This is a genomic window from Nocardia sp. NPDC004604 (genome assembly GCF_040609795.1).
Lineage (GTDB): Bacteria > Actinomycetota > Actinomycetes > Mycobacteriales > Mycobacteriaceae > Nocardia.
This window is the reverse complement of the sequence record NZ_JBEXLC010000004.1, coordinates 34,106-48,307: the sequence shown is the minus strand read 5'-3', so window position 1 is coordinate 48,307 and position 14,202 is coordinate 34,106. Positions and strand designations below refer to the sequence as shown.

The following is a 14,202-nucleotide window of genomic DNA, read 5'->3' as shown; positions in this document are numbered from 1 at the left end:
GCGTGCGATATCAGCTGTCGAACCCGTCGAACCCATCGCCGTGGAAGGCCTCGTTCATCGAGGCGTCGGCGTATCCCCGGCAGTAGTCCCAGGTGACATACGCCTCCGGCATCGGATCGTAGGCGGGCTCGTGCGGGCGCACCGTGCCGTCGACCAGCAGCTGAAGCAGGTTGGCGCGCAGCATGTCCCAGTCGTGGTAGTGGTCTTGTCTGCAGTCCTCGCAGCTGACCACAAGTCCGCGGATGCCACGATGCGCTAGTAGCGCCTCATACACCGCAAGGTCGGCGAGATCCTCCTCGACCGCAAGGCGCTCGTGGGGATCCAGCGGCTCGCCGGGCTCGATTGCGTCGAGTGCGGCGGACGGGTCGGAGGGGTCTCCGGCGAACGGATCCGGCGGCAAGCCAGGTGGTAGATGGTCACGCACACCCCCACGGTACGCAGAACAGGGTGCTCTTCGCCAGCTATGCGGCGCGCCAGTTTCGGTGGTGGGCTCAGTTCATCGGTGTGTTTGCGGGGCAGATACCATGGTTTGCAGGCCCGGCCGGCACCCGACATTGCTGGCGGAGCCGCCACCGTCCATTCCACCAATCCACGACGCCGGTCATCCGGCGTTCGTTGCTTTCGATGTCCAGGAGGGGTCGATCCGAATGAGTAATCCCGTATCGGGCGAACGAATCGCGGTCCGCCCTCCTACGGGTGGTGACGATCCGAACAAGATCGCCATGCTCGGCCTTACGTTCGACGATGTGCTGTTGCTACCGGCCGCTTCGGATCTCATCCCCAGCTCGGTGGAGACCTCCAGCCAGTTGACCCGCGAGATTCGGCTGCGCACCCCGCTGTGCAGTTCCGCGATGGACACCGTGACCGAGGCGCGGATGGCCATCTCCATGGCGCGCGCCGGTGGTATGGGTGTGTTGCACCGCAATCTGGCCGTCGCCGATCAGGCCGCGCAGGTCGAGACCGTCAAGCGGTCCGAGGCGGGCATGGTCACCGATCCGGTGACCTGTCGTCCCACCGACACCCTGGCCGAGGTCGACGCCATGTGTGCGCGCTTCCGCATCTCCGGTCTGCCGGTGGTGGACGAGACCGGTGCGCTTGTGGGCATTATCACCAACCGCGATATGCGCTTCGAGGTGGATCAGAACCGCCGGGTCGCCGATGTAATGACCAAGGCGCCGCTGATCACCGCGCAGGAGGGCGTCACCGCCGAGGCCGCGCTCGGCCTGCTGCGCCGCCACAAGATCGAGAAGCTGCCGATCGTCGATGGCGACGGCCGCCTGCGCGGACTCATCACCGTCAAGGACTTCGTCAAGACCGATCAGTACCCGAACGCCACCAAGGACCGCGACGGTCGCCTGCTCGTCGGCGCCGCGATCGGCGTCGGTGAGGACTCCTGGTCGCGCGCGATGACCCTGTCCGACGCCGGGGTTGACGTGCTCATCGTCGATACCGCGCACGGCCACCAGGCCGGTGTGCTGCAGATGGTGACCAAGGTCAAGGCCGAGGTCGGCGATCGCATCCAGATCGTCGGCGGCAATGTGGCCACCCGGGCCGGTGCGGCCGCACTGGTCGAGGCGGGCGCGGACGCGGTGAAGGTCGGTGTCGGCCCCGGCTCCATCTGCACCACCCGTGTGGTCGCCGGTGTCGGCGCGCCGCAGATCACTGCGATCCTCGAGGCCGTCGCCGCATGCAAGCCGCACGGCGTTCCGGTGATCGCCGACGGCGGCATCCAGTTCTCCGGTGATATCGCCAAGGCCATCGCGGCGGGCGCGTCCACGGTAATGCTCGGCTCGCTGCTGGCCGGTACCGCCGAATCGCCGGGTGAGCTGATCCTGGTGGGCGGCAAGCAGTTCAAGAGCTACCGCGGTATGGGCTCGCTGGGCGCGATGCAGGGCCGCGGCCAGGCCAAGTCCTACTCCAAGGACCGCTACTTCCAGGACGATGTGCTCGCCGAGGACAAGCTGGTGCCCGAGGGCATCGAGGGCCGGGTGCCGTTCCGCGGACCGGTCAACCAGGTGATCCACCAGCTCGTCGGCGGGCTGCGGGCGGCCATGGGCTACACCGGATCGCAGTCCATCGCCGATCTGCAAGAGGCGCAGTTCGTGCAGATCACGGCGGCGGGGCTCAAGGAGAGCCACCCGCACGACATCACGATGACCGTCGAGGCGCCCAACTACACTGGTCGCGGCTAGCCTGCTCGACGGTGGTGTACGGGACCGTCCGGTCCGTGCATGATTGAGGTTGTTCGCAGGTCGTCGCGGTCCCGAGCCGCGACGATCGAGCGAAGCGAGTGGTCGGGGACTACGAGTCCCGATGGCCAGGTTCCCGCTCTGTCGACCACAACGGAGCGAGTCTTACGAGCGACCCGTTCGCGGCCCGCCTCGCATCGAGTCGTCGAAACGTGTGCGCCACAGGTGCGAGTCTCGATGGCTCGGACGCGAGACATCAGGGGCCGTGAACACGCCGCGCCTGCGCGGCCGAAATGAAGGAGAAGACGCGTGCGCGACATGGTCGAGATCGGCATGGGCCGGACCGCCCGGCGTACCTATGAACTGGACGATGTCGATATCGTCCCGTCGCGGCGGACCCGTTCGTCGAAGCAGGTATCGCTGGCGTGGCAGCTGGACGCCTACCGGTTCGAGATCCCGTTCCTGGCGCACCCGACCGACGCGCTGGTCTCACCGGAGTTCGCCATCGAACTGGGCAGGCTCGGCGGACTCGGTGTCATCAATGGTGAGGGGCTGTGGGCCCGCCACGCCGATGTCGCCGCGAAGATCGATCAGCTGCTCGAGCTCGTCGCCAAGGGCGGGTACGAGCGTGCGGTCGGGCTGTTGCAGGAGCTGCACGCCGCACCGATGCAGCCGGATCTGCTGGCCGCCGCGGTCGCGCAGGTGCGCGCCGCCGGTGTGACGGTCGCGGTGCGGGTCAGCCCGCAGAACGCGCGCGCGCTGACCCCCGCGCTGGTGCAGGCCGGTATCGACCTGCTCGTGGTGCACGGCACCATCATCTCCGCCGAACATGTCGGCGACGGTGAGCCGTTGAACCTCAAGACCTTCATCGCCGAACTCGATGTGCCGGTGGTCGCCGGTGGTGTCAGCGATCACAAGACCGCGCTGCATCTGATGCGCACCGGCGCCGCGGGCGTGATCGTGGGCTACGGCTCCTACCCGGGCGCCACCACCACCGGCGAGGTGCTCGGCATCGGGGTTCCGATGGCCACCGCGATCGCCGACGCCGCCGCCGCGCGCCGTGACTACCTGGATGAGACCGGTGGACGCTATGTGCACGTGATTGCCGACGGTGATATCGCGACCTCGGGTCAGCTGGCCAAGGCCATTGCCTGTGGTGCCGATGCGGCCATGCTCGGCGTGCCGCTGGCCCTGGCCGCCGAGGCGCCCGGTCGGGGCTGGTACTGGCCGTCCTCGGCCGCGCACCCTTCGGTACCGCGCGGTTCGCTGCTGCACGTGGAGGATCCATGGGATCTGGGCGGCGAACTGTCCGGCGATACCGGTGAAACCGTGCGCCCGAGTCTGGAACGAGTGCTGTTCGGGCCCTCCGACGATCCGTTCGGCTCGCTGAATCTCGTTGGCGGCCTACGCCGTTCGATGGCCAAGGCGGGCTACTCCGACCTCAAGGAATTCCAGCGGGTCGGGCTGAGCGTGCGCGCCTGACCACACCGTTTTCGCGCCGCACGGTATTCGGTGAGCCGAGCCGATGCCGGGTCGGCGTTCAGCGAACGCGGGTCGGCACGGTGTGTTCGCGCAGGAACTGCCGGATGACGGCGTTGACGGGTTCGGGGTGCGTCATCGTGACGGCCAAGCGCGCGCCCGCGATCTCGACGTAGGTGGATACGGCCAGCCTCCTGGCCAGTTGTTTGGCGCGGTCGCGGGTGATGCCGCTGTCGGTGGCGTGAATCACCAAGGCGGGGCAGGTGATTTCGGATAAGCGGTCCAGCACCGAGTCGCGGCCGAGCAGGCAGCCCGCGGCGACCTCGATACCGTGGCGGTCGCGGGCCAGCCAGCGTTTGGTCCAGATCGAGCGGTACCACTCGTCATCGCCGATCAGCCAGTACGCGAGCTGTTCGACGGCCTCCTGCCGGGAGCCGTCGTCGTACCACTCATCCAGGAATTTCTGGGTCGCGGTGGACTGTTCGGGTGTCGGGCCGTGTGCCTCGGTGCTGATCAAGATCAACGCGGAAACCCGCTCGGGTGCGATGAGCGCGGTGCGCAGCGCGGTGAACCCCCCTTGCGCGGTACCGCCGAACACCGCGCGTTCGGCGCCGAGATGGTCCAGCACGGTGAGGGCGTCGCGCGCAGCGGTCCAATAGGTGAACGGCAGCCCCTCGTCCCTGGTGCGGCCATGTCCACGCGCATCCCAGGACACGATCCGGAATTCCGGTGCGAGCGCGGCCATCTGGGACGCGAACATCGTTCGGTCCATGAAGAATTCGTGTGCGAGCAAGACCACCGGACCGTCGCCGCCGCTGTCCTCGTAGTGGATGTTGGCATCTATCGCGCGGGCGAAGGGCACGGCATGAGGATAACGAGCGGTGCGGGGGTGCGCGGGATGATTCAGCCGCTGACATCTACGCCTCGCTGGCACTCGGCTGCGATGCTGCTGTGCCGATGGTTCGCTCGCTACGCACCCTTACTAAACTGAATGGGTGGCAGAAACCCAGAGACCGGTCCTCGTCGTCGACTTCGGCGCCCAGTACGCCCAGCTGATCGCCCGGCGGGTCCGTGAATCGAGTGTGTTCTCGGAGGTGATCCCGCATAGCACCACGGTGGACGAGATCGCCGAGAAGCAGCCGCTCGCGGTGATTCTGTCCGGCGGACCGTCCAGCGTGTATGCCGAGGGCGCGCCGCAATTGGATGCGCGGCTGTTCGATCTGGGCATTCCGGTATTCGGCATCTGCTACGGCTTCCAGGCCATGGCGCAGGCGCTCGGCGGCACCGTCGCGCACACCGGCACCCGCGAATACGGCCGCACCGAGCTCAGTATCGACGGCGGTGTGCTGCACGGTGGCCTGCCGACCAAACAGCCGGTGTGGATGAGCCACGGCGACGCGGTCACCGATGCGCCCGAGGGCTTCGAGGTCACCGGTACCAGCGCGGGTGCACCGGTCGCCGCGTTCGAGGATCGGGCCCGCAAGCTGGCCGGCGTGCAGTACCACCCCGAGGTGCTGCACTCGCCGCACGGCCAGCAGGTGCTCAGCCGCTTCCTGCACGACCTCGCCGGAATCCCGGCCACCTGGACCCCGGCCAATATCGCCGATTCGCTGATCGCCACGGTGCGCGAGCAGATCGGCGACGGTCATGCCATCTGTGCGCTGTCGGGCGGTGTGGACAGCGCGGTCGCCGCCGCGCTGGTGCAGCGTGCCATCGGTGACCGGTTGACCTGTGTGTTCGTCGATCACGGCCTGTTGCGCGCCGGGGAGCGCGAGCAGGTGCAGCAGGACTTCGTCGCCGCGACCGGCGCCAAACTGGTGACCGTCGACGCGGTCGACAAATTCCTCGGTGAGCTGAAGGGCATCACCGATCCGGAGGAGAAGCGCAAGATCATCGGGCGGGAGTTCATCCGGTCGTTCGAGGATGCGGTCTCCGAGGTAGTCGTCGCCGACGGCACGGCATCGGATTCCGGTCCGGCCGTAGAGTTCCTCGTACAGGGCACGCTGTACCCGGATGTCGTCGAGTCCGGCGGCGGCTCGGGTACCGCGAATATCAAGAGCCACCACAATGTCGGCGGTCTGCCCGACGACCTGGAGTTCGAACTCGTCGAGCCGCTGCGGCTGCTGTTCAAGGATGAGGTGCGCGCGGTCGGTCGCGAACTCGGGCTGCCCGAGGAAATCATTGCCCGCCAGCCGTTCCCGGGCCCCGGCCTGGCCATCCGCATTGTCGGCGAGGTCACCGCGGACCGGCTGGATACGCTGCGGCAGGCCGATGCCATCGCGCGCGAGGAACTGACCGCCGCCGGTCTGGACGGCCAGATCTGGCAGTGCCCGGTGGTGTTGCTCGCGGATGTGCGCAGCGTCGGCGTGCAGGGTGACGGCCGCACCTACGGTCATCCGATCGTGCTGCGCCCGGTCTCCAGCGAGGACGCCATGACCGCGGACTGGACCCGTCTGCCCTACGACGTGCTCGAACGGATCTCCACCCGCATCACCAATGAGGTGGCGGAGGTCAACCGGGTGGTCCTGGACGTGACGAGCAAGCCGCCGGGCACCATCGAATGGGAGTGACCCGCGATCGGGGCTGATCGAGGGGATTTCGGGAGTACCGTCAGCCGGGTAGACCAGTTTTCAGGGGGTCCGGATGGCAGCGAAGAAGCCGCTCTGCACACTCAACGCGGTCGTCGAGGCCCCGTGCGGGGTGGTGGCCGCGCTGCTCACCTCGGTCAGCGCGGGTCCGGTTGGTCCGGACAACGCCTTCTTCCTCGCCGACGGTCCGGATCCCGAGATGCGGCTGCGCGGCGGCCCGAACGAATTCCGGGCCGCGATCGCGGGTGATCCCAATGGGATTCGGGTCGAGGTGGATCGGGCGCAGGCCATGCTCGCGGTCGAGGGGCAGTGGTGGTTTCGCGCCGAATGCCGAGTGTTGCCGCATCCGAAGGGATCTCGGATGATCCAGCAGGTGTTCAATGTCGCCACCACTGGGCGATGGATGGTGCCGATGATCGCGCGCGGCGTCGAGGGGAAGCAGCGGCTGAGTATGCAGCGGTTGCTGGATCGGATCAGCGAACATCTGAGCTGCTCGGCCTATTTGGAGTAGGCGCGTCGCTGGCGTCGCGCCGCGCAGCGCTGTTCGGTCCCGGTCGGCTGGCGGTGCCGCCGAGGATGAACTGCCCGAGTAGCAAACCGCCGCCGAGGTAACTGCGGCTCGGTGTCAGTGGCATGAACCGGCCCAGCGGAATTCCGAGATGATCGGTCGGTTGATCGTCGATGTCGAACTGTTCCATGGGCATTGGTGTGCTCCTGCGCCGGAAAGAAAATGGCCCGTCGGGAGACGGGCCATTTGTGTCGGTTCATTCGGTTGTCGATCAGCGCGGTTTGCGTGGGGAGATGACCAGCAGGATGCCGACCACGATGGCGGAGATCACGACGACCCAGCCGAGCGAGACGACGCCGCTGGCGGTCGTGGTCGGGCCGGTGAAGGCCCAGATGCTGACGCCGAGGGCGAGCAGGCCGACGATCAGCAGCGAGACCGACGGCCCACGCTTGGTCGTGTTGTTATCGGTCGGGTCAGCCACGGTGCACCTCCGCATTGCCGGTCCGGACATGGACTTTCAGGTCGAGCACCGGTGTGCCGTCGGCGTGCGGGCCGGTGATCCCGGTCGGGCAGTGGACATCTCCCAGATTGACGGTGCATTCGGTGCGCACCGCCATACCCTCGGGCAGCAGGATCTTGGCATCGCCGAGCTGGACCGCGACCTCGACGGCGCGGTTCTCGGTCAGCTTCAGCGATCGCAGATCCAAAACGCCTGTCCCCACGGTCAACTCGTACCTCGGGGCCAGGTCGGTCATCGAGGTCGGCGTCCAGGTGCGATCGCCGACGGTGGCGCTGTCGAATTCGATCGGGCCGATCATCGAGGCCAGCACCACGAATCCGGCGAGCGGCGCGGTCAGTACCAGCAGGCCGTAACCGCGGCGCAGGAAGGCGCCGACCACCAGACCGAGGCCGATCACCGCCAGCGCCACCGCGCCGATGCGCCCAGGTGTTATCCAGTCCGCACCCGAGGCGGCCAGTGCGCCCGCACCTGCGGCGGCCAGGATGGCCAGGCCGAGCACCACCGCGGTCAGTCGGGAGCGGGGGCGCTTGGGCGGGGGTGCGACGACGGTGGTGGTCGGGGTGGGTTCGGGGAGGTCCCAGGCGAGTGGGGCGACGCCGAGCGGATCCCAGGAGGGTGGGGTTACGGCGGTCGTTGTCGGCTTAGCGACAGCCGCGACCGGGGGGCGGGAAGCGGATTCGGATTGCGACGAGCCGCCGCTGGTACTCGTCGTGGGGGTGTCGGTATTGCTCGCGCTCGGCGTGGCGGCAGCCTTATCGAGAGGCAGGCTGGCTCCTGGCACGTTGGACGTCGTGCCAGGCGCTGCGGAGGCGACGGTTCCGATCGGTGTTGTGCCGTTGTCGGGCCGGGTGGTCTCGATATCGCCCCGGGGCGTGGTTTTCGTGTCGCCGCTATCGAGTAACACCGTGTCTTTGCTCAGCGACACGGTCTCGGCATCAGTTGGCGCAGCGCCGGCGTCGGTCGGCGTGCTGCCCTTTTCGATCACTTCGGTTACGGCATCGTCTCTATCGGCGTCGTGCAATAGGACCGTGTCCGGATCTGCCTGCTGCGGAGGTGCCTCCTGGACCGGATGGTCCGGAACATAGGCGTCCGGCAACTTCGTGTACGGCGTGTACATGCTGGTCGGCGGGACATCGGGCGAGTAGAAGTCGGCGGGCCCCGTGCGCTGCGGGAATACGGCCCCGGGATAACCCGTCGCGGTGAGACCGCCATCGAAGGCGCCGAGCGAACTGGTGCCGGGCGGCGGCTGTGGATTGCGCATATGCAGCATCCACCAACCGGCCAGCATCAGCGCCATGCTGATCAGGCCCGACCCCGCGAGTCCGACGCCGACCGGTCCCATGGTGCTGACCGCGATGGCGAGCGCAACGATCAAGACGATGGTCTTGGTCTGCGACTGGGAGCTGTGCCCCTTGCCGAACAGCGATTCGGCCGCGGACGACTGGTCACCCGCCTCGCTCAGCAGCAGCCAGGCGAGCAGGTACAACACGATGCCCGCACCGCCGAAGATCGTCGACACCACCAGCGCGACCCGGATGAGCACCGGATCGATGCCGTACCGCTGCCCGAATCCGGCCGCGACGCCTGCGATCGGACCTTGCCGCGGCAACCGGACGGGCCGCGTCTGCCACATCTGGTGAAGTTGATCGCCGAACGTCGTTTTCGTCATATTTCCCATGGTGGGGCTGACCAGCACTTCGGCGCATCGGGGGGAACCCTGAGAAAAACTCTGATCTCTTTGTACCAAGCGGTCTGTTGTTCAGTTGCAGGGTGGGCGATAGAGGAGTTGGGGGAGGTAGCGCCGCCACAGTTCGGGCGTCATGAGGGTGGCGGTGGCGCGGCAGATGCGATCGATGGCGTGTTGCTCGTCCAGATCCCACAGCCGACGTGCGCCGTCACTGCTCGAGGCGGACAGATAGTTGCCCTGTGGGTGGAACCGGATGAACCAGACCTTGGCGTCGGGCGGTGCGATGGAACCGGAGATGAGTCGAGGGTGGCTGCGATCGGTGACATCCCATAACCGCACCGAACCGTCGTTTCCGCTGGTGGCCAAGATCTTGCCATCGGGGCTGAAGGTAGTGGCGGTAATGGCCAAATTATGGGCGACGACCCGGTCGCCGATCGGCTCGGGCGATGCAGGGTTACTGATGTCCCAGACCTGAAAGCTTTCATTCGCCACGGTGACGGCGGTGCGGCCATCGGGGTGCACGGTCACATCGGTCATCAGCGATGATCGCTCCAGGGCGGATTCGCCCACTCGGATCGGCCGGTCCGGATGCGAGATGTCCCACAATGTCAGCCTGGTGCGCAGCGTCATCGCTGGCGAACTCGGTTCGGACAGCGTCGCCTCGATGACCGCCATAATTGGCCCGACCGGACTGAAACTGACCGCTTGCACCTGCGCGGGAGCCACGGATATCGGGCTGCCCAATAGCGCGGGGCGCAAGCGATCCGAAATGCTCGCGAGTTGGAAAGTCTTGATCTCAGGATCCGTGGTCACTGCGGCCAAGGTCCAGTCGCGATCGAAGGTCAGGTGTGACCAGTGCGACGATGCCGACGGCCAGTCACCTGATACCCGAATGTGCTGAGGGTCGGACAGGTCGATAAGGGTCAGCGGGCCCGTCGGACCGTCCCGCGCTATCAGGGACTTCCCGTCCGGGCTCAAGGCTCGCAGCGACGAGCCGGGTTTCGATCTGAGTTCCCCCATCGGGACCGGCTCCCCGGGGTTGCCGGTATCCCATACGACGAAGGTGCCGTCGCCGGAATCGCTGACCATCCGCGCGCCGCGGGCATCGAAGACCGGGCTGCGTCCCCAGTCGGTATGTCCAGTGAGGACCGCGGGTGCCAGCGACCACAGCCGCACGATTCCTTCGGTGCCGCCGACGGCCAGGGTCCTTCCGTCCGGACTGAATTCGACGCCGGTTGGTTCACCGGTACACCGGGTGGGCAGCCTCGCATCGCTGAGGCAGCGGGCCGGAATCGCCGACAGCGTTGCGCCGAGCGGTGTCGGCTGCGCCGGATCCGCGATATTCCAAAGCTTTGCGCCCGTCGTGCCGCCGGTGGCCAGCGTCTGCCCGTCCGGGCTGAAGGCGAGCACCTGTGTCGGCTGTTGTATCGCGGTGTCGACCAATGGATTTCCTAGCGCGCGCGGATGTGCCGGATCGTCGATAGCCCACAGCTGTGTCATGCCGACATAGGTTGGCCTTGCCGTCAGACGTAAACCGCCGATTGCGAGCGCTGTGCCCTTTGGGCTGAAGCGCATGACCTGGATGCCCTGTGGCACTTCGAGTCCGGTGCCGATGCGGGCCATGTCACCGGTTCGGGTCGTCGTCCACAGTTCGACAGTTGCGGTGGTGCGGTCCCAGTCGCTGCTCGCGACCGCCAATAGTCGTCCATCGTTGCTGAACGCGAAGGCGGACAAACTTCCGCCCAGCGGCGCCGGAATCACCTGTCCCGGACGCGGTTCGGCCGGATTGCCGATATCCCAGAGGGTCACAGCCTTGCTGCGCGTGGATCCGACGGCCACCGTGCGACCTGTGGGGCCGAATGACACTATGTGGCCGGTGTCGGTGGTGCTCGTCGGTGGCGGTCCGAACAGCTTGGGGTGCGCTGGGTCACGGACATCCCAGAGTTGCGGCCGCTCCGAGGTGCCAGCGGTCACGAGGACCGTGCCGTCGGGGCTGAACGCCATTGAGCTGGCACCGGAGGGAGATTCGCGCAGCGGCTGTCCCAGCGGGCTGGGATGTCGCGGATCGGCGACATCCCAGAGACGGATGGTGTTGTCATTGCTCGCCGAGGCCAGTACGCGGCCGTCCGGTCGATAGGTGACGGTTCTGATCCCCTCATCGTGTGCGACGAATGGTGTTGCGAGGGGGACGTTCTGGGTCGCGAGCAACCGTGCCCGCACTTCCGGATCTCCCGGTCTGAGTTGTCCGGCTACCAGGTACAGCTGTGCCGACAGCGATGGATCGATGCCCTGCAACCGATCGGCCTCGGCCAGTACGGATCCGAAGTCCTTATCGTTGCGTTGCTGCTCGGTGAGCCTGCTCTGCGCGTATGCGACGATGCCGAGGACGAGCAGTCCGACACCGAGTATGGCCAAGGCGACCTGTGTCACCGACCTGCGTCGGCGGCTGTGGGTGCGCGCGGCTCGGGAGGTGTCGAGGAAGGTGCGGGCCTGGTCGCCGATGACGGGCGGATCGACATGACCGAGCGCGGTCTCGAGCCGGGTGCCCCGGTAGAGCAGCGAGGTGTCCCGCTCGGTCGAATCCCATTCCGCGGCGTCGGCTTCCAACCGTTGCCGGACCAGGTAGCCGACGCGATCCTCATCGATCCACGTGTGCAGGCGCGGCCACGCGTCCAGCACGATCTCGTGGGTCAAGTACACCGAGTCGGCGTCGAGTGTGATGAGTCGGGTGCGGGCCAGCAGTTCCAATGCGGCCGTAGCGGATATCGGGTCGGATGTGCGGCGCAGCAGGCCCGGACGGACGGCGATGCGTCGGGTATCGCGCGAATCCTGGGAAACAGCAACGAGTCCCAGCAAGACGTCCTTCGCCGCGGTCTGCTGCGTATCGCTGAGTTCGCTCCAAGCCTGTTCGGCAGTGGCGGAGACAGAGCCGCCCACCCCACCTGCCTTGCGGTAACCGGTGACCGTGAGGCGGCGGCCTTCGCGCTGCTGCCAGGTGGCCGCCATGACATGGGAAAGCAGCGGGAGTGTGCCCGGGTCGTAGCTCTGCCGGTGCTCGTGGTCGCCGACTCCGCAGAGTTCGGTGATCACCAGCTCCACCAGTCCGGACTCCAGTTCGAGCCCGGCGTGGTCGGCTGGACCGGTGAGCGCGTGGGCGAGTTCGTCCAGCCGCATCGGGCCGAGCAGGTAGCTGCGGTGTTCGAGAGCGCGCTGCAGCACGGGATAGTCGAGACACTGGGCGTAGAAATCGGCACGCAGGGCGATAACAACGGTCAGGGCGTCATCGGGTCGGGTCGCGCAGCGGTCCAGGGCATTCAGGAAGGCCGTGCGCTCGGATTCGTCCCTGCAGGTGGTGAACAATTCCTCGAACTGATCGACAATCAGCAGTCGGCCCGGGGCTGTCCACTGGCCGAGTGTCGCGAGCACGTCGTCTGTGGAAGGGTTCTCCGGACTCTCCTGATGAAAGGCCTTGGCCAGTGCGGTAAGTGGTGTCGTCCCGGGTGTGATGGTCGCGGTCGACCAGCCGTCGGCGGCGACCGCAGGCACCAGTCCCGCGGCTAACAGCGAGGATTTGCCCGCACCGGATGCGCCGATCAGCACGATGATTCCGTCGGCGTCGTTGCGGACCAAATCGGTGAGTTCGGTGGTGCATCGGGTTCTGCCGAAGAAGATCTCCTGGTCCTGCTTGCTAAACGGCGTCAGCCCCAGGTAAGGGCAGGCGGCGTCGTCCGCGTCATCCGGCGTCCAGGTGATGGCGGCCTGCCAGAGCCGTTGCCATTCCCGGACTTCCAGCAATTCGCGGGCGGTCTTGCGTTCGGCCTTCTTGGCCAGGTCGATCAAGGTGAGCACCACTGGAAGCAGTGATTCCCATCGAGCCGGAACATTGCGTCCCGCCTTCCAATCGCTGATCCGCTGGGCGGACGCACTCGCCGCGGCCCGTGGCCCCTGCGCGGCCCGCATCCGTGCTTCGGCCGCATTGGCCACCCGCCGCAGCGTCGGATTGCCCGCGGCCGCAAAGAGATCGGCAAACCGCTGTGCGAAAACCGCACGTGGTGATCGGATTTCCCCCCGGTCTTCGGCGGTGGTGCCGCCGGTCACCACGTGCGCCCGGCAAGAGTTCTGGGCGACACAGACATAGGGACAATTTACCGGTTCGGGGGTGCCGGTACGGCTCGAGCGGCGATGCGAAACCGCATCACCGCTCGAGTCTTGCCGGGTTACAGGAAGATTCGGTCTCCTGTCACCGCGTCGGCGGCGGTGACGTCGGGCGATACTCCTGTCAGGGTCACGTAGGACTGGATGGTGAGCGGTCCGCCGCAGTTCTTCACGATCAGGTGGTAGTCGTGGCTGACCAGATAGCCGGTGCCACCGTGGGTCAGTTCCTTCGTGCCCACTTCGATCGGCTTGATCTCGCCGGGCGCGATCGACATGTCGAGGCTGACCCCGGCGTAGATCTTCGGGCCGATGCTGGCATCGAAATTCGGTGACATCGAGTCTCCGCTACCGCTGACACCGATGCTGAACCCGGCGTCGAAGCCGATTCCGGCCTTGATGCCGATGGTGAGATCGACATTCACGGCGCAGGCGACGAGGTAGCCCACCTTCATGGTGCCCGTCGCATTCGCGGGAATCGTGCCGTAGAAGGTGTTGTCCAGGAACACCTCTCGGTTGGTCGGCATGCCGTTGAGCGGGGGTACCGGGCGGAATTGCTCGTCCATGTGGCCGACGGTCATCTCGAATCCCGCTGGGCCCGAATAGTTCTTCTCATGCGGTGCCATGCCCTGGGCGTTGGCGATCGGTGCACCCGCCAAGGCGACCCCGACCAAGGTGGCGGCGGTGACCAGTACCGACTTGATGTTCATGGTTCCTCCCCGAACCTGTGCTCCGCCCCTTGCGGAGCGAGTGCCGCCGTCTCCGGCCGCGGTGTTGAGTGGGCCGTTTTCCGGCCCGGAAGAAACGTATGGCGCTGGGCTGTGCGCTGCCGCGGCCATTGATCGGTGGGCGAGCCCAAAAGCACTGGTAGACATGCCTGGTGGCAGTTCTCCGGTCCGGCGGTGCATGGGTCGGCGGCGGATCCGTCGGTTGTCGGCCCAGTGCGTCGCAAGACGCCCTGAGCTCTACATAAGAACGGCAGTTCAGCGTGGCTTTCCTGTCCGGACCGGACAGGAATCGGGCGGCCTCACCACGTCTGAGAACGCCGTAGCGTTCTGCTGACATCGAACAAATCGGGA

General features: G+C 66.7%; 10 protein-coding genes. 4 read left to right on the top strand and 6 right to left on the bottom strand.

Annotation, left to right across the window (positions count from 1 at the left end; genetic code table 11):
* Positions 1-10 precede the first annotated feature (10 nt).
* Positions 11-424 (bottom strand): DUF5319 domain-containing protein, encoded by a 414-nt coding sequence (locus ABZW16_RS03405; RefSeq protein ID WP_040686729.1) that lies wholly within the window; start codon positions 422-424, stop codon positions 11-13.
* Between the two features lie 223 nt (positions 425-647).
* Here ABZW16_RS03405 and guaB point away from each other — a divergent pair, with 223 nt between their 5' ends.
* Together guaB and ABZW16_RS03395 are read left to right on the top strand one after the other, a co-directional pair.
* Positions 648-2,192, top strand: coding sequence for an IMP dehydrogenase (guaB, locus tag ABZW16_RS03400; RefSeq protein WP_354951676.1), 1,545 nt, complete (start codon positions 648-650; stop codon positions 2,190-2,192).
* Positions 2,193-2,498: 306 nt separating this feature from the next.
* Positions 2,499-3,671 carry a GuaB3 family IMP dehydrogenase-related protein gene (locus ABZW16_RS03395; protein ID WP_354951674.1) on the top strand — a complete coding sequence of 391 codons (1,173 nt, stop codon included), beginning with the start codon at positions 2,499-2,501 and terminating at the stop codon, positions 3,669-3,671.
* Between the two features lie 58 nt (positions 3,672-3,729).
* Here ABZW16_RS03395 and ABZW16_RS03390 read toward each other — a convergent pair whose 3' ends face one another.
* Positions 3,730-4,530, bottom strand: a complete 801-nt coding sequence (locus ABZW16_RS03390) for an alpha/beta fold hydrolase (RefSeq protein ID WP_354951672.1) — start codon at positions 4,528-4,530, stop codon at positions 3,730-3,732.
* Between the two features lie 133 nt (positions 4,531-4,663).
* On the opposite strand from ABZW16_RS03390, the gene guaA reads away from it, so the two are divergent.
* Positions 4,664-6,238, top strand: coding sequence for a glutamine-hydrolyzing GMP synthase (gene guaA, locus ABZW16_RS03385; RefSeq protein WP_354951670.1), 1,575 nt, complete (start codon positions 4,664-4,666; stop codon positions 6,236-6,238).
* A gap of 73 nt (positions 6,239-6,311) precedes the next feature.
* Positions 6,312-6,767, top strand: coding sequence for a hypothetical protein (locus ABZW16_RS03380; protein ID WP_354951668.1), 456 nt, complete (start codon positions 6,312-6,314; stop codon positions 6,765-6,767).
* A gap of 268 nt (positions 6,768-7,035) precedes the next feature.
* Here the strand turns inward: ABZW16_RS03380 and ABZW16_RS03375 are convergent, their stop codons facing one another.
* From ABZW16_RS03375 to ABZW16_RS03360, 4 genes are all read right to left on the bottom strand, one after another.
* Entirely contained in the window at positions 7,036-7,245 is a 210-nt protein-coding gene (locus ABZW16_RS03375; protein ID WP_354951666.1) for a hypothetical protein, read from the bottom strand.
* A complete protein-coding gene (locus tag ABZW16_RS03370) occupies positions 7,238-8,962 on the bottom strand; it encodes a PspC domain-containing protein (RefSeq protein WP_354951865.1) in 1,725 nt (574 codons plus the stop codon). Before ABZW16_RS03370 ends, ABZW16_RS03375 begins: the two co-directional genes overlap by 8 nt.
* A gap of 81 nt (positions 8,963-9,043) precedes the next feature.
* Positions 9,044-13,069 carry a hypothetical protein gene (locus ABZW16_RS03365; protein ID WP_354951664.1) on the bottom strand — a complete coding sequence of 1,342 codons (4,026 nt, stop codon included), beginning with the start codon at positions 13,067-13,069 and terminating at the stop codon, positions 9,044-9,046.
* Positions 13,070-13,188: 119 nt separating this feature from the next.
* The gene (locus ABZW16_RS03360) at positions 13,189-13,833 is read right to left on the bottom strand and encodes an MspA family porin (RefSeq protein WP_354951662.1); all 645 of its coding nucleotides are present in this window, start codon (positions 13,831-13,833) and stop codon (positions 13,189-13,191) included.
* Between the last annotated feature and the right edge of the window lie 369 nt (positions 13,834-14,202).